This window comes from Sphingomonas sp. HITSZ_GF (assembly GCF_029543155.1).
GTDB lineage: Bacteria > Pseudomonadota > Alphaproteobacteria > Sphingomonadales > Sphingomonadaceae > Sphingomonas.
In genome coordinates, this window is the sequence record NZ_JARQXA010000004.1 from 307,872 (window position 1) to 322,694 (window position 14,823).

The window sequence follows — 14,823 nt, forward strand, 5'->3', positions numbered from 1 at the left end:
ATCCGGCGCAACCGGCTTGCGGAGGGGCGCCCCCGCGTTATGGTCGGGCAACCACGATACCCAGGGGAATCAGCCAGATGAAATCGTTCCGGATGCTTTGCAGCGCCGCCACCTGTGCGCTTGCGATCGGCGCCGCCACCCCGGTTCTCGCGCAGCAGGCACCTGCCGCCGCGCCTGCCGCCCAGACCCAGGCCAAGCCGGTCCCGGTCGCCGAGCTCGTGAAGAAGGTCGACATCCCGTACGAGGCGTTCACGCTGAAGAACGGCCTGCGCGTGCTCGTCCACACCGATCGCAAGGCGCCGATCGTCGCGGTCTCCACCTGGTACGATGTCGGCTCGAAGCACGAGCCCGCGGGCAAGACCGGCTTCGCGCATCTGTTCGAGCATCTGATGTTCAACGGCTCGGAAAACGCCCCCGGCGACTTCTTCGAGCCTCTGAAGCAGGTCGGCGCCACCGATTTCAACGGCACCACCAGCTTCGATCGCACCAATTATTTCGAGACGGTCCCCGGCCCGGCGCTCGAGCGCGCGCTGTTCCTGGAGAGCGACCGCATGGGCTATCTCACCGGCGCGATCACCCAGGACGTGCTCGACGAGCAGCGCGGCGTCGTCCAGAACGAGAAGCGCCAGGGCGACAACCAGCCGTATGGCCTGGTCTATTACACGGTGCTCGAGGAGCTGCTCGGCAGCACGCCCTATGGCCATAACGTGATCGGCTCGATGGCCGATCTCGATGCTGCCAGCCTCGACGACGTCAAGAACTGGTTCCGCTCGCATTACGGCCCGAACAACGCGATCCTGGTGCTCGCCGGCGACATCGACGCCCGCACCGCCAAGCCGCTGGTCGAGAAGTATTTCGGCGCGATCCCGGCCGGTCCCAAGAGCGTGCTGCCCAAGGTGACCGTGCCCACTCTGGCCGCACCCAAGACGGTGACGATGAAGGACAGCGTGGCCGCCACGCTGATCCTGCGCAGCTGGGCGGTGCCGGGCCTGAACGACAAGGACGCGACGCCGCTCAGCGTGTTCGCCTCGGTGCTCGGCGGCCTCGCCAGCTCGCGGCTCGACAATGAGCTGGTCCGCAAGGACAAGACCGCGGTGCAGGTCTCGTCGAGCGTCCAGTCGATGTCGCAGATCGGCATCTTCATGATCCAGGCCGTGGTGAAGCCCGGCGTCGATCCCGAGATCGTCTCCAAGCGGCTCGACGAGATCATGGCCAACCTGATCAACACCGGCCCGACCGCGGACGAAGTGACGCGCGTCGCCACCACCAAGGTCTCGGGCCGCATCTCGGGGCTGGAATCGGTCGGCGGCTTCGGCGGCAAGGCCGTGGCGCTTGCCTCGGGCGAGCTCTATTCGGGCGATCCGCTCTTCTTCAAGAAGGAGCTCGAAGCGACCGCCAAGGTCACGCCCGCAGAAGTGAAGGCGGCCGCGGCCAGGTGGCTGACCCGCCCGGCGCTCACCGTGATGGTCGTCCCCGGCCAGCGCGAAGCCTATCAGGAAGCGGTCGCCCCGGCGGCCAAGCCGGCGGCGGAAGGCCCCAAGGCCGAGCCGGTGAAGGGCACGCGCGGCGCGCTGCCGGCGGTCGCCCCGATCGGCGATCTGGTGTTCCCCAAGGTAGAGCGCACCAAGCTCTCGAACGGCATCGAGCTGGTCTATGCCAATCGCAGCGCCGTGCCGGTCACCCAGGTCGAGATGAGCTTCGATGCCGGCGTCGCCGCCGATCCCTCGGAGAAGCTCGGCACCCAGCGCCTCACGCTCAGCATGATGGACGAAGGCACCGAGAAGCTCGATTCGGCGGCGCTCGCCGAAGCACGCGAGCGGCTCGGCGCCAATATCGGTTCGGGCAGCTCGTCCGACCGCACCTATCTGAGCGTCGATGCGCCGAGCCCGAACCTGGCTGGCGCGCTCGATCTGTTCGCCGACGTCGTCGAGCGTCCCGCCTTCGCCCCGGCCGAGATCGAGCGCGTGCGCGGCCAGATGCTCACCGGCATCGCCCAGGAGCTGACCAGCCCGCAGGGCCTGTCGGGCCGCATGGTGCCGCGCGTGCTCTACGCGCCGAGCAGCCCCTATGCGAAGCTTGCCGCCGGCGCGGGCGATCCGGCGGTGGTCAAGACGATCGGCCGTGACGACCTCGTCGCCTGGCACAATGCCTGGATCCGTCCGGACAAGGCCAAGATCTTCGTGGTCAGCGACCGTCCGCTCGCCGAGATCAAGGCGGCGCTCGAGGCGCGCTTCGGCGGCTGGAAGAGCGTCGGCACCGCCGGCACCAAGAGCTTCACCGCATCGGCCCAGGCGATGACGCCCAGGATCATCCTGATCGACCGGCCGAACTCGCCCCAGTCGCAGATCGTCGCCGCGCAGCTGACGCCGGTCGATCCCTTCTCGGACACGCTGCCGGTGGCCACCGCCAACCAGGCGCTCGGCTCGGGCTTCCTGTCGCGCATCAACATGGATCTGCGCGAAGCCAAGCACTGGTCCTATGGCGCCGGCGGCGGCTTCTCCTTCCTGGAGCACGCTGTGCCCTACACGATCAGCGCCCCGGTCCAGGCGGACAAGACCGGCGACTCGATCAAGGCGATCCAGCAGCAGGTGAAGGACTTCCTGACCACCAAGGGCGTGACCAACGAGGAGCTGGTGCGCGAGGTCAACGGCTCGACTCGCGAGCTGCCCGGCCGCTTCGAAACCTCGGACGCGGTGCTCAACGCGATGCAGCAGAACGACATCCGGCGCCGTCCGGACGACTATTTCAGCACCATCGCGCAAAAATATCGCGCGCTCACCGTACCCCAGCTTGACGCTGCGGCACGCGCGGCTCTCGACCCGAACAAGTTCGTTTTCGTGGTCGTGGGCGATGCTTCCAAGGTCCGGCCGCAGCTTGACAGCATCGGCCTGCCCGTCGAGGTGGTCCCCGCAGCGTCGCTGGCAAGCACCAAGCCGGCGGCCAACTAATCAGGAGAGTTCTCATGGCGAATGTGGACGGCAGCTGGAACACGGTCGTGAAGTCGCCGCTCGGCGATCAGGCGGCGGTGTTCACCGTGACGAGCAGTGGCGACACCTTCACCGGCACCTTCGCCGGCGCGATGGGCAATGCCGAAGCCAAGGACGGCAAGGTGAGCGGCGATACGCTGACCTGGTCGATGGACGTCTCGGTTCCCATGCCGATGACGCTGACCGGCGAAGCCACCGTCGATGGCGACACGATGACCGGCACCGTGACCGCGGGGGCGTTCGGCGCCTTCCCGCTGACCGGCACCCGCGCCTAAGCGCCACGCCGCAAGGCTGGTGAAGCGCCCGTCCCGCACTGTGCGGGGCGGGCGCTTTGCGTTTGCGGCATCCTCCCCTCGATCCCATCGTCATGCTGAACTTGTTTCAGCATCCAAGGTGCAGCTGGCGACGGCGTCGCCTTTGGAGAGTTGGACCCTGAAACAAGTTCAGGGTGACAATGGGAAATCTCACCACCCCAAATTTTCCCTCCGAGGGGGAGGGGTTTCGATACCGGAAAGTGCGGAAGCGGGGCCGAGCCAGGGGTCGATCCGATCCCCGCTTCCGCAAGACACGACACCGGCGGGAAACGGCGCCGTGTTTTGGAGAGGCCGCACCTCAGCCCCTCCCCCGACCCCTCCCGCAAGCGGAAGGGGAGCGACGATGGCACGCGCTGTCCCCGCTCGTTCCCCTTCCGCTTGCGGGAGGGGTTAGGGGAGGGGCTGGTCGCGCCGGGCCTGCGGTTTCACAGCCAGGTCAGCAGCGCTGATGCGCGCGGTGAGGAGAAATCGTGCAGGCGTGGCACTAGCCCCTCCCCTTCAGGGGAGGGGTTGGGGTGGGGCAGTGCTGCGAGCACCGGTCTCTGCGAGATATCCCCCACCCAAACCGAGGGGCTTTAATGGGTCGCCCACTCCGCTATGGCTGAACTGCAGTTCACAAAAGGGGAAGACATGGCGGGCGGTCTGGTTGCGTTGCTCGATGACATTGCGGCGCTTGCCAAGCTGGCGGCGGCCTCGCTCGACGACGTCGCGGGTGCTGCGGGGCGCGCCGGTGCCAAGGCGGCGGGCGTGGTGATCGACGATACTGCGGTCACCCCGCGCTATGTCGTCGGGCTCACGCCCGATCGCGAGCTGCCGATCATCTGGAAGATCACGCTCGGCTCGCTGCGCAATAAGCTGCTCTTCATCCTGCCGATCGCGCTGCTGCTCAGCGCCTTCGCGCCCTGGGCGGTGACGCCGCTGCTGATGCTCGGTGGCTCGTACCTCTGCTTCGAGGCGGCAGAGAAGATCATCGAGGCGCTGACCGGCCATCATGCCGAGGAGGAGCTGGCCGAGGTCGATACCCCCGCCGAGCTCGAGCAGCGCCAGGTGGCGGGCGCAGTGCGCACCGATTTCATCCTCTCGGCCGAGATCATGGCGATCGCGCTGGCCGAGCTGCCCGATGCCTCACTCGGCATGCGTGCGGCGGCGCTGGCGGCGGTGGCCGTGGCGATCACCGTCGGTGTCTATGGCGTGGTCGCGCTGATCGTGAAGATGGACGATATCGGCCTGCACCTCAGCAAGCGCCCCTCGGCCGGCGCCAGGCGGGCGGGCGAGCTGCTGGTCAAGGCGATGCCGGTGCTGCTCCAGGCGCTGTCGCATATCGGCGTGGCGGCGATGGTCTGGGTCGGCGGCGGCATCCTGCTGCATGGGCTCGAGGCGTTCGGGCTCAACGCGGTTCCGCATTTCGTCCACCACCTTGCCGCGGTCGCCGGGCATGCTGTCCCGTTCGCGGGCGGCTTCGTCGAATGGCTGGTCGGCGCGATCGGATCGGGCATCGTCGGGCTGATCGCCGGCGGAGTGATCGTCGGCGTGATCCACCTGATTCCGCGGAAGAAGAAGGCGCACTGAGAAAACCGTCATCCCGGCGAAAGCCGGGATCTCAGGCGAAGGCGGGAAAAGAGCAGCACGAGATCCCGGCTTTCGCCGGGATGACGGTCAGCCCCGCTTCACGCGCGTGACATGCCCCATCTTCCGCCCGGGCCGGGCATCGCCCTTGCCGTAGAGGTGGAGATGCGTGCCCGGCTCGGCGAGCAGTTCGGCCCAGCGGTCCGCCTGGTCGCCGATCAGATTCTCCATCTCGATCTCCGTGCCCGTGAGCCCGGTGCTGCCGAGCGGCAACCCGCAGATCGCGCGGATGTGGTTCTCAAACTGCGAGCACTCGGCGCCTTCGATCGTCCAGTGCCCGGAGTTGTGCACGCGCGGTGCCATCTCGTTGAACACCGGGCCGTCCTCGGTCGCGAAGAATTCGAGCGTCAGCACGCCGACATGGCCCAGCGCCTCGGCGACGCGGCCGGCGAGCGTCGCCGCTTCGGTCCAGTGGCGGGCGATCTCGGCGGGGGCAGGCACGCTCGACTTGTCGAGGATGCCGTCCTTGTGCTCGTTCCAAGGCGGCGGATAGCTGGCCAGGCTGCCATCGACGCCGCGCACCGTGATGATCGAGAATTCGTGGCTGAAGGTGACGAAGCCTTCGAGAATGGCTGGTCGCTCGCCGATCTCTTCCCACGCCTTCGCCGCCTCGGCCACGTCGCGGATGCGCACCTGGCCCTTGCCGTCATAGCCCAGCCGCAACGTCTTCAGGATCGACGGCGCGCCGATCTCGGCAATCGCCGCATCCAGCTGCTCGCGCGTCTCGACCAGCGCCCAGGGGGCGGTGCGGCCGCCAAGGGCTGCGACGAACGCCTTTTCGCGCGCGCGGTCTTGCGCGATCGACAGGCTCTGCGCGCCGGGGCGCACCGGCACCTTGCCGGCGAGATGCTCGACGGGTCCGATCGCGATATTTTCGAACTCATAGGTGATCACGTCGCATTGGGCGGCGAGCTCGTCGAGGACGATCCGGCTGTGATAGTCGGCGCGGGTGTAGCTCGAGGCGGTCTGCGCGGCGACGCTCTCGGCATCGGGCGCCAGCACATGGGTGCGGTAGCCGAGCTGCGCGGCGGCGACGGCGAGCATGCGGCCAAGCTGGCCGCCACCGAGGATGCCGATCGTCGAGCCGGGGGGAAGCGCGCCGCTCATTCGGGGTCGGTCGCCACGCCTTCGGTTTGCGCCGCGCGCCAGGCCTGCAGGCGCTGGCTGAGCGCTTCGTCCGAAGTCGCCAGGATCGCGGCGGCGAGCAGCCCGGCATTGATCGCGCCGGCCTTGCCGATGGCGAGGGTGCCGACGGGGATGCCGCCGGGCATCTGGGCGATCGAGAGCAGGCTGTCCATGCCCTTCAGCGCCTTGGATTCGACCGGCACGCCGAGCACCGGCAGGTGCGTCATCGACGCGGCCATGCCGGGCAGATGCGCCGCGCCGCCGGCGCCGGCGATGATCACCTTGAGCCCGCGCTCCGCCGCGCCGGTGGCGTAATCATAGAGCCGCTGCGGGGTGCGGTGCGCGCTGACCACCTTGGTCTCGTGCGCCACGCCGAGCGCGTCGAGCACATCGGCGGCATGGTGCATCGTCTCCCAGTCGGAAGTGCTGCCCATGATGATGCCGACCAGAGGTGCCACGTCTTGCCCCAAGCTGTTGGAAGCGCGGTTCCTAGAGAGGGAGGGCGGGGAGGGCAACGGCTAATCAAATCCTCCCCGAGCTTGTCTCGGGGAGGGGGACCATCGCCCAGCGATGGTGGAGGGGCCGGCGCGGAACGCGCCGGTGAACCGGCGCGCCCCTCCACCCCGACGCTTCGCGTCGCGGTCCCCCTCCCCCAGCGAGCTGGGGGAGGATTTCGAGGTCAGCGCTCGCTCAGATAGTAGCGATCCAGCGCGTTCAGCTGGTCGTCCAGCTCATAGACGATCGGCGCGCCCGTCGGGATCTCCAGGCTGACGATCTCCTCGTCGGGAATGCCCGACAGATGCTTGACCAGCGCGCGCAGCGAATTGCCGTGCGCGGCGATCAGCACGCGCTTGCCGGCCTTGAGCTCGGGGGCGATCGTCTCTTCCCAATAGGGCAGCACGCGCGCGATCGTGTCCTTGAGCGATTCGGTCTGCGGGATCGGCACGCCGTGATAGCGCGCGTCCTTGGCGAGGTCCCAGGGCGAGCCCTCTTCGGGCAGCGGCGGCGGCACGTCGAAGCTGCGGCGCCAGATCTTCACCTGCTCGTCGCCATGCTTGGCCGCGGTCTCGGCCTTGTTGAGCCCGGTCAGCCCGCCATAGTGCCGCTCGTTGAGCTTCCAGCTCTTCTCCTCGGGCAGCCACAGCCGCCCCATCGCTTCCAGCGCGAGGTGCAGCGTCTTGATCGCGCGGCTCTGGAAGCTGGTGAAGCACAGGTCGAAGTCGAGCCCCTTCTCCTTCATCAGCGCGCCGGCTGCGGTGGCTTCGGCGACGCCCTGCTCGGTCAGGTCGACGTCCCACCAGCCGGTGAAGCGGTTCTCGAGGTTCCAGGCCGACTGGCCGTGGCGGATCAGGACGAGCGTGGGCATGTGAACTCCTTGCAACCGGTTGCCAGCGCTCTTAGCGGCAGCAGCGACAGGGACAAGCACAAGGGAGTCGCGGCATGGCAATCGTTCGGGAGACGTTGGTGTATCAGGGGCCGGGTGGCCCGTTCGAAGGCGTGATCGCCTATGAGGACGAAGTGACGACGCTGCGCCCCGGCGTGCTCGTCCTGCCCAACATCCTCGGCCAGAAGGAAGCCGACAACGTCCATGCCGAGAAGCTGGCGAAGCTCGGCTATGTCGCGCTGGCGGCGGACGTGTTCGGCCAGGGCAAGCGCACCCAGCACGGCCCCGATGCCGGTCTCTACATGAACCCGCTCAACGCCGATCGCGGCTTGCTGCGCGATCGCCTCGCGGCCTCGCTCGACGCGCTCAAGGGCTTCGACCGGGTCGATCCCGCCAAGCTGGCTGCGATCGGCTTCTGCTTCGGCGGCCGCTGCGCGCTCGACATGGCGCGCGCGGGGCTGCCGATTCTCGGCGCCGTCTCGTTCCACGGCGTCTATGAGCGCCCCGACTATCCGAACGTCTCGCCGATCACTGCCAAGCTGCTCGTCTGCCATGGCTGGGAAGATCCGATCGCTCCGCCGGAGAAGACCGTGGCGCTGGCGCAGGAGCTGACCGAATCGGGTGCTGACTGGCAGATCCACGCCTATGGCCATGCCGGCCATGCCTTCACCGATCTCGACCGTAAGGATTCGACGGTGGCGGGCGTGGTCTATGAGCCCAAGGCCGATCGCCGCAGCTGGCAGGCGATGACCAATTTCCTCGAAGAAGTGTTCGCCTGAGGGAAGGGGCCGAGTCGCGCGGGATGGTTAACGAATCCTCCCCGCCTCGGCCCCGGATTCATCCGTAAGGTGCGATTACCATAAGGGTTCCCGCCGAATATTCGCGGCCCCCGGCCCGGTTCATATTCCCCTCACGACAGCAGCCGAGGGGCTGCAGAAGCAGGGGATTGCAGACCATGTCGAAGACCACGATCGCGCTTGAAGCCGCCGTTGCCACCGTCCTCGAGAACATGCCGAAGGACGCGGCCCAGACCAACCGCCAGCGCGTCAATGTCGATCGTGCCTTCGCCCAGATCCTCAAGCTGATCGCCCCGCGCATCCGCCACTTCGTCCGCCAGTACGGCCTCACCGCGCACTGGGAAGACGCCGAGCAGTGCTGCGCGATCGCCGTCCACCGCGCGATCGAGGCCTATGACCCCGCCAAGGCGCAGTTCACCACCTTCGTGAACTGGCAGATCCGCGGCGAGCTGCAGAGCCTGCGCTTCCGCCTGATGACCGACCAGCGCCCCTCGGCGAAGAAGGTCGAGGCCACCACCGTTTCGCTTTCCGCCCTTGCCACTTCGCCCGACGGCGACGAGATCTCGCCCGAGGCGATGATCGAGGACGAATATGCGCTCGGCCGCACCGAAGCCGGCGCGTCCGACTATCTCGCCGAAGGCGCCGTCGGCCAGCTCATCGACGCCTATGTCGATCAGCTGCGCAAGGTCGGCGTCGAGGCGCTGCGTCGCCGTCCACGCGCCAAGAAGGCCGATGCCGCCCAGCGCCGTGCCGAAGGGCCGCGTTTCAAGACGGTCGATCCGGTCGAGCTGGAGAAGCTCGAGGCCAAGCTGCAGCGCGACCGCGAGATCGTCGAGCGCCGCATCTTCGAGACCGCCACGCTCGACGAGATCTCGGCCGATACCGGCGTGACCAAGGAGCGCATCCGCCAGATCACCAAGCAGGCGACCAAGCTGCTCACCGAGATCGCCGCCGAACAGCCGCGCTTCGAAGTGATGGCCGACGACGCCCGCCGCGCGATGCCGCCGGCGCGCCCGCGCCGCAGCGCCGCTGCCGCCGCGTCGAAGGTGTCGCTGCTTCCCGATCCCGGCGCGCTCCACAACCGCCTCGCCCATGTCGAGGCGATCGAGGCCGAGCGCGCCGCCTACATCACCCCGGCCCTGCCGGTGATGCAGCTGGTGATGCACTGATCCTATAGGCGGAAGTGGAAGCCGCGGCGCTGGAGCGGCCAGAGCAGCGCGACGACGATTGCGCAGACCAGCACCGCGCACAGGAACGAAGCGAAATAGGGCTCGCCGACCAGTGCCAACATGATGCCGTTGAGCGTTGCCTGTGGGGTCGCTCCGCCGAGGAGCGGCAGGCCGTAGAGCCGTCCGAGGAGGGTCGCCACCACGAATGCCAGGATCGCGTTCGCGCCGAGCACGCGGAACGGCATGGCCGCGATCGCGGCGGCGCGCTGGCGCAGCGCCAGCATCAGCGCTGCCAGCACCAGCGCGGAAAAGCCGCTGCTCAGCAGCGCGAAGCTGCTCGTCCAGATCCGCTTGTTGATCACGAACACCGGATCGAGCGCGAGCCCTGCCACCAGCAGCAGCGCGCCGGCCGCGCCGATCAGCATGGGCGCGCGTTCGGGCCGGTTACGCCAGACCTGCCCCGCCAGCACGCCAAGCAGCGTATTGGTCGCGGCGGGCAGGGTGGAGAGCAGCCCTTCGGGATCATAGACGATCGGGCCGTTCGGCGTCGCCCAGCCCAGCGGCCAGAGATGCGGCACGGTGAAGATCGCGCGGTCGATCCAGGCGCCCAGATTGCCCTCGGGATCGAGCCGCCCCGCGCCATAGCCGGGCACCGGCACGAACATGAGCAGCGCCCAATAGCCGATCAGCACCGCGGCTATGGTGCAGCCCAGGTCTGCCGCGCGGACGTTCAGCCGGCCCATATCGTCCCGACGCCCGGTCGCAACGATGGCGACCACGCCCAGCAGATAGCAGAGCGCGATCCGCTGGAGCACGCCGGGCAGCCGGACATTTTCCAGCCCCGGATGGCCAGGGCCGCCGCCGCCGATGCCGAGATAGAGGTTGTAGCTGGCTTCCACCACGAGCCCGAGCAGGATCAGCGCGGCCACGCGCCGGCCAACGCGCAGCCAGAATGCCCTGCGTGTCTCGGAATCGGCAAAGGGGCGCGGGAAGGACAGGCCCAGCGCCGCGCCCACGCTGAACAGGAAGGTGGGAAATACCATATCGGCCAGCGTCCAGCCGTCCCATTCCGCATGGCGCAGCGGCGCATAGGCGGCGCCCCAGTCGCCCGGGCTGACCACCAGGATCATGCCCGCGACCGCCAGCCCGCGTAAAACATCCAATTCCACAAGTCGTGAAGGCGCACTCGCCATCGCCGGAATCCTCCCTGGCGGGCGATCAGCGCTCGCCCGTTCTTCCCGACCGGCGAAGCATAGCAATTCTGAGAACGTTCACAATATCGTCGATCAGACTATTCGCGACAGGAACCGGCTGAACGGATCTTCGCGATAGTCGCCGAACGGCCCGCAATCGGTGAAGCCGAACTGGCGATAGAGCGCATGGGCCGGTTCGAAGGCCGCGCCCGATCCGGTCTCCAGGCTCACGCGCTTGTAACCGCGCGCGCGGGCGGTGGTGAGGATGTGCCCCACCAGCCTGGCACCGGTGCCGCGGCGCAGATGCTCTGATGCGGTGCGCATCGACTTGATCTCGCCATGCGCCGCATCGAGTTCGCGTAGCGCGCCGCAGCCGAGCAGGTCCTCGCCGTCCCACACGGTCCAGAAGGTCACGTCGGGCGCGGCGAGGCCGGAGAGGTCGAGGAAATGGGTGCTGTCCTTGGGCGAATTGGCCAGCATCCCCGCGAAATGCTGCTCGAGCAGCGCGACGACCTGGGGCTCGTCCAGCCCGCCTTCGCGAATCTCGGTCATTGGGTGAATACCGGGGAAAGGCGCAGCTCGCCGTCCACCTTGCGACCGAACATGTCGACCGGCGCGGTGTAGGGCAGGCTCTCGGCATGGCGGCATGCGGCGAGGTCGCCATCGTCGCTGCCGGTGGTTCGGGTGATCTGGCAGACCGGCCGCTTCCCGCCGGCAGGGAAGCGCAGCAGGATCGCGCCCTTGTTGGTGGCGCCTTCGGGCCTGACGGGCACGGCCTGGGCGGCCTTGCGATCGAAGACCAGCGGCGTGCCGATGCGTTCGGGCAACCCGAGCTTGGCCTTGCCCTTGTTCCAGCGCACCAGCACGGTTGCGCGATTGAAGCTCTCGCCGGGGCGGGTTTGATAGCCGGCCGTCGCCAGCGCCTGGCAGGTCGCGTCGGACAATGCCTTGTCGACCGGCCGGTCGAGCACGCGGCAGACGGTCTGGAACCGGCCGTCGCGCGCGCCATAGAGCATCACGCTCACTGCCAGATCCGCCTTGCCGGTGAAGCCGGCCGGGGCAAAGCGCGGCCAGTCCGGTTCGCGGGTGATCCGCATATTGGCCGTGGAACGCATCAGTTCCGCGTTCACGCCGTCCGAATCGCCCGGATAGGGCGCCGGCGGGAACTCGCGTGGCGCGAATATCAGCCTCAGCGAGAGCTGGTCCGACACAGGCCTTCCGGCGCGATCCAGTGCATGAATGAACTTGCCGCGCTGGCGCACGATCGGGCAGATCAGCCCGGCAAGCGCTTCGGGCTGGCCCGCCTCGGGCCGGCAATCGGCAACCGCGCCGCTGGCGTCGATCCGCACCGTGGCGCGCACCTCGCCCTTGCCGTCCTTGTCGAGCCCGGAGGCGGGGTAGTCGGCCGGCGTCGTCCAGTGCCACATGTCCTGCCCCAGCGCCGGGCGCAGCAAATCCGTGCCTGCGCCGGCGGCATCCGCAAAGAGATACACCGCCGGCAGGGGCTTCGGCGCCGGCACCGCTTGCCCCCAGGCGAGCGCCAGCATCATTTCAGTCAGCATCGATTTCCCTCCCCTGAAATCGTTTCTGAGGTCGTTGGCTCAGATCTCGTCGATAAATCCTGCCAAAGTCTCAAGGCACGAATGCGCCAGCGTCTTGCAGCGCGCGGGCGACCAAGCGAACTCGGCGTCCGCATTGGCCTCGTGATCCTTGAACGGCATCTCCAGCGTCATCGACACCGCGCCGAAGCGCTCGGCGAGCTGGTTGGTCGACATCGACAGATTGGCCTGGCCCGGCGCCGACTTCTCGTATCCCAGGTCGAGCTGGAAGTCGGGCGTCGCCTTGGCGAGGCGGCGGGCATATTCGTAGAATTTCTCGCCATGCGCATCGGTCCACGAGGCAATGCCCTCGAAGCCGGCAAGGAAGTTGGCCGGGATCGCCTCGTCGCCGTGCACGTCCATCGCGAAGTCGACGCCGGTCTCGTCCATCGCCGCCTTGACCAGGAAGACCTCGGGGCTCTTCTCCATCGTCGGCGCATGCCATTCGCGGTTGAGGTTGATGCCCGCCGCGTTGGTGCGCAGATGGCCGCGGCGCGAGCCGTCGGGGTTCATGTTCGGCACGATGTGGAACACGGCCTTTTCGCGCAGCGCGAGCGCGGTCTTGTTGGTCGGGTCGGTGAGGAACTCGAGCGCGCCTTCCATCCACCATTCGGCCATCGTCTCGCCGGGATGCTGGCGGGCATAGAGCCACACGGTCTTGGGGCCGGTGCCGAGCGTCAGCAGGTCCATCGGCTGGCCGTCGAGCGTCTTGCCCAGCTCGCGGTGCGAAACGCCCGGCATCAGCGCCATGCGGCTGACCAGGTCGTGGTGCCGCTCCATCGAATAGGGAGCGAAATAGGCGAACCACACCAGGTCGGTGTCGATCGCCTTGGTGAAGGTCAGCACCCCGTCGGCATAGCTCGATTCGGCGGTGCGCCACGCCTCGCGGTCGGTCGACCAGCGCGCCTTGTACCCCGGCCAGCCAAAGGCATAGGCCGCGCCGCCCGCGTTGGTCAGGCGGAAGGTGAGCGTGCGCCCCTTCGCCCCGGCCACGCGGAAATGGAACCACTGGTAGAAATCGGACAGGTGATCGGTGACGATCTCGAGGTCGACGCGGTCGCCCTCGATGCCGACGAGACGGATGTTGCCGGAATCGAAGCCGGAGTTGATCTGGATGGTCATTTCACCGTGATAGTGATGCCTGACTCTCCGGGGAAGTCCTTGAACAGCGCCTTTGCCATCCGCGCCGCCGCAACGGCCGGCTGGGCGGGATCGGTGCCGCTGACATTGTCGGTCTGCGCGCGGCCTTCCCACACGGTGGTGTTGTCGCTGCGGCGGCGCAGCTGCACCCACAGCTCGGTCTGGTAGAGCTCGCGCGTCTTGCCGCCGATGCCGAAGCCGACATCGCCGCCAACGCCCACGCCGCCGCGGCGCCCGCCGCTGAAGCTGCCGCCGCCGACGCCGATCGTCACGGGCGGCGGCTCCTTGAAGGCGCCCTTGGAGACGCGGCGGAAGGCGACCGCGGCGATATAGCCCGAAGGCGTGCTGCTCACCGACTGGACATAGCCCAGCCGCTCCAGCTCGGCGCGCACCGCATCGGCATAGGTCTGGTATTCCGGCCCGAACGAATCGGTGTTCGCCATCGGCTCGATCGCCACCGTGGTGCGCTCCATCGGTGCGCCCAGATGATAGCGCGTCACGTCGATCGGCTGGGGACGATAGGTCGGGGCGCAGGCGCCCAAGGCGACGAGCAGGGCGATGCTGAGCGGCTTCTTCACGCGACGAACTCCTGTTTCGCGGACGGAACGTCTCCGTTTGCCTTCCAACACGGAGTCCGTCGAGTGGTTCCGTATCTGCGCGCGCCAGGGCGACTCCAGCCTTGACTTGGCCGGCGGTGGCCACTAGGCGAGCCCCTCTTTCCGGCATTCCATAGTTTGAGAAGCGAATCGGTCATGAAGATCGTGAATTCATTGAAGTCGCTCAAGGATCGGCATCGCGACAACCGCGTGATCCGCCGTCGTGGGCGCATCTACGTCATCAACAAGACCCAGAAGCGTTTCAAGGCTCGCCAGGGCTAAGGTGATTCCGCACGCCGTCATCTTCGATGTCGGCAATGTGCTGTTTCCCTGGAATCCGCGGTCTTTGTACGGGCGCCTGATCGATGACGATCGGGCGCTCGACGCATTTATGGCCGATGTGCTCACCATGGAGTGGCACACCGAGCTCGATCGCGGGCGTCCCTTTGCCGAAGCTTCGGCAGAGCTGGCCGCCGCGTATCCCGAGCATGCCGATCTGATCGCCGCCTGGGGCCCGCGCTTCAACGAGACGCTGGGCCCGCCGATCGCCGGCATGGCGGAGATTCTCGCCGATCTCGATTCGCGCGGCGTGCCGCTGTTCGCGATCACCAATTTCTCGGGCGAGTTCTTCCGCGCCTTCGCGCCGCTCCATCCTGGGATATTCGGCCGTTTCCGCGACATCGTCGTCTCGGGCGACGAGAAGCTGCTCAAGCCCGATCGCGCCATCTACGACCTGGCGCTCCGCCGATTCGGCCTGGAGGGGCCGGACGCGGTGTTCATCGACGACAGCATCAAGAATGTCGCCGGCGCGCAGGATGCCGGCATCCACGCGCTGCTGTTCACCGATGCGGCGAAGCTGCGCGTGGATCTGGAAGGCCTGGGGCTGCTTTAACT

15 protein-coding genes are annotated in these 14,823 nt (G+C 67.7%); 7 read left to right on the top strand and 8 right to left on the bottom strand.

Translation table 11 applies throughout. The features are described from left to right. Positions 1–77: 77 nt before the first annotated feature. The 3 genes from P6144_RS13205 to P6144_RS13215 all read left to right on the top strand — a co-directional run bounded on the left by P6144_RS13205 (position 78) and on the right by P6144_RS13215 (position 4,870). The gene (locus tag P6144_RS13205) at positions 78–2,948 is read left to right on the top strand and encodes an insulinase family protein (RefSeq protein WP_277768226.1); all 2,871 of its coding nucleotides are present in this window, start codon (positions 78–80) and stop codon (positions 2,946–2,948) included. A 14-nt stretch (positions 2,949–2,962) separates the two neighbouring features. Continuing rightward, positions 2,963–3,262 (top strand): hypothetical protein, encoded by a 300-nt coding sequence (locus P6144_RS13210; RefSeq protein WP_277768227.1) that lies wholly within the window; start codon positions 2,963–2,965, stop codon positions 3,260–3,262. 669 nt (positions 3,263–3,931) lie between these two features. Then, positions 3,932–4,870 (top strand): DUF808 domain-containing protein, encoded by a 939-nt coding sequence (locus P6144_RS13215; protein ID WP_277768228.1) that lies wholly within the window; start codon positions 3,932–3,934, stop codon positions 4,868–4,870. Between the two features lie 87 nt (positions 4,871–4,957). Here the strand turns inward: P6144_RS13215 and P6144_RS13220 are convergent, their stop codons facing one another. From P6144_RS13220 to gpmA, 3 genes are all read right to left on the bottom strand, one after another. Continuing rightward, positions 4,958–6,034, bottom strand: coding sequence for a 5-(carboxyamino)imidazole ribonucleotide synthase (locus tag P6144_RS13220; RefSeq protein WP_277768229.1), 1,077 nt, complete (start codon positions 6,032–6,034; stop codon positions 4,958–4,960). Next, positions 6,031–6,486 carry a 5-(carboxyamino)imidazole ribonucleotide mutase gene (gene purE, locus P6144_RS13225; protein WP_277768230.1) on the bottom strand — a complete coding sequence of 152 codons (456 nt, stop codon included), beginning with the start codon at positions 6,484–6,486 and terminating at the stop codon, positions 6,031–6,033. The genes P6144_RS13220 and purE overlap by 4 nt, the downstream gene beginning before the upstream one ends. 245 nt (positions 6,487–6,731) lie before the next feature. After that, positions 6,732–7,418, bottom strand: coding sequence for a 2,3-diphosphoglycerate-dependent phosphoglycerate mutase (gene gpmA, locus P6144_RS13230; protein ID WP_277768231.1), 687 nt, complete (start codon positions 7,416–7,418; stop codon positions 6,732–6,734). Positions 7,419–7,492: 74 nt separating this feature from the next. On the opposite strand from gpmA, the gene P6144_RS13235 reads away from it, so the two are divergent. Then, positions 7,493–8,215 (top strand): dienelactone hydrolase family protein, encoded by a 723-nt coding sequence (locus P6144_RS13235; RefSeq protein ID WP_277768232.1) that lies wholly within the window; start codon positions 7,493–7,495, stop codon positions 8,213–8,215. 176 nt (positions 8,216–8,391) lie between these two features. After that, positions 8,392–9,402: a sigma factor-like helix-turn-helix DNA-binding protein gene (locus P6144_RS13240; RefSeq protein WP_277768233.1), complete on the top strand. Its 1,011-nt coding sequence runs from the start codon at positions 8,392–8,394 to the stop codon at positions 9,400–9,402. 2 nt (positions 9,403–9,404) lie between these two features. On the opposite strand, the gene P6144_RS13245 is transcribed toward P6144_RS13240, so the two are convergent. The 5 genes from P6144_RS13245 to P6144_RS13265 form a co-directional block, all read right to left on the bottom strand. After that, positions 9,405–10,571, bottom strand: coding sequence for a DUF5009 domain-containing protein (locus tag P6144_RS13245; RefSeq protein WP_277768234.1), 1,167 nt, complete (start codon positions 10,569–10,571; stop codon positions 9,405–9,407). Positions 10,572–10,688: 117 nt separating this feature from the next. Then, the gene (locus P6144_RS13250) at positions 10,689–11,147 is read right to left on the bottom strand and encodes a GNAT family N-acetyltransferase (protein ID WP_277768235.1); all 459 of its coding nucleotides are present in this window, start codon (positions 11,145–11,147) and stop codon (positions 10,689–10,691) included. Next, the gene (locus P6144_RS13255; protein ID WP_277768236.1) at positions 11,144–12,157 is read right to left on the bottom strand and encodes a hypothetical protein; all 1,014 of its coding nucleotides are present in this window, start codon (positions 12,155–12,157) and stop codon (positions 11,144–11,146) included. Before P6144_RS13255 ends, P6144_RS13250 begins: the two co-directional genes overlap by 4 nt. Before the next feature lie 39 nt (positions 12,158–12,196). Next, positions 12,197–13,315: a M14-type cytosolic carboxypeptidase gene (locus P6144_RS13260; RefSeq protein ID WP_277768237.1), complete on the bottom strand. Its 1,119-nt coding sequence runs from the start codon at positions 13,313–13,315 to the stop codon at positions 12,197–12,199. After that, positions 13,312–13,911, bottom strand: coding sequence for a DUF4136 domain-containing protein (locus P6144_RS13265; RefSeq protein ID WP_277768238.1), 600 nt, complete (start codon positions 13,909–13,911; stop codon positions 13,312–13,314). Before P6144_RS13265 ends, P6144_RS13260 begins: the two co-directional genes overlap by 4 nt. Positions 13,912–14,085: 174 nt before the next feature. Between P6144_RS13265 and ykgO the strand changes: the two genes are divergently transcribed. Together ykgO and P6144_RS13275 are read left to right on the top strand one after the other, a co-directional pair. After that, positions 14,086–14,211, top strand: a complete 126-nt coding sequence (ykgO, locus tag P6144_RS13270; protein WP_086130464.1) for a type B 50S ribosomal protein L36 — start codon at positions 14,086–14,088, stop codon at positions 14,209–14,211. Positions 14,212–14,215: 4 nt separating this feature from the next. Next, entirely contained in the window at positions 14,216–14,821 is a 606-nt protein-coding gene (locus P6144_RS13275; protein WP_277768417.1) for an HAD family phosphatase, read from the top strand. Positions 14,822–14,823: the final 2 nt, after the last annotated feature.

Bases quoted from the DNA above. Each gene is read 5' to 3' on its own strand.
- P6144_RS13250 (WP_277768235.1), bottom strand. From the start codon at position 11,147: ATGACCGAGATTCGCGAAGGCGGGCTGGACGAGCCCCAGGTCGTCGCG.
- gpmA (WP_277768231.1), bottom strand. From the start codon at position 7,418: ATGCCCACGCTCGTCCTGATCCGCCACGGCCAGTCGGCCTGGAACCTC.
- P6144_RS13240 (WP_277768233.1), top strand. From the start codon at position 8,392: ATGTCGAAGACCACGATCGCGCTTGAAGCCGCCGTTGCCACCGTCCTC.
- P6144_RS13260 (WP_277768237.1), bottom strand. From the start codon at position 13,315: ATGACCATCCAGATCAACTCCGGCTTCGATTCCGGCAACATCCGTCTC.
- P6144_RS13215 (WP_277768228.1), top strand. From the start codon at position 3,932: ATGGCGGGCGGTCTGGTTGCGTTGCTCGATGACATTGCGGCGCTTGCC.
- P6144_RS13205 (WP_277768226.1), top strand. From the start codon at position 78: ATGAAATCGTTCCGGATGCTTTGCAGCGCCGCCACCTGTGCGCTTGCG.
- P6144_RS13210 (WP_277768227.1), top strand. From the start codon at position 2,963: ATGGCGAATGTGGACGGCAGCTGGAACACGGTCGTGAAGTCGCCGCTC.
- P6144_RS13220 (WP_277768229.1), bottom strand. From the start codon at position 6,034: ATGAGCGGCGCGCTTCCCCCCGGCTCGACGATCGGCATCCTCGGTGGC.
- purE (WP_277768230.1), bottom strand. From the start codon at position 6,486: ATGGGCAGCACTTCCGACTGGGAGACGATGCACCATGCCGCCGATGTG.
- P6144_RS13235 (WP_277768232.1), top strand. From the start codon at position 7,493: ATGGCAATCGTTCGGGAGACGTTGGTGTATCAGGGGCCGGGTGGCCCG.
- ykgO (WP_086130464.1), top strand. From the start codon at position 14,086: ATGAAGATCGTGAATTCATTGAAGTCGCTCAAGGATCGGCATCGCGAC.
- P6144_RS13255 (WP_277768236.1), bottom strand. From the start codon at position 12,157: ATGCTGACTGAAATGATGCTGGCGCTCGCCTGGGGGCAAGCGGTGCCG.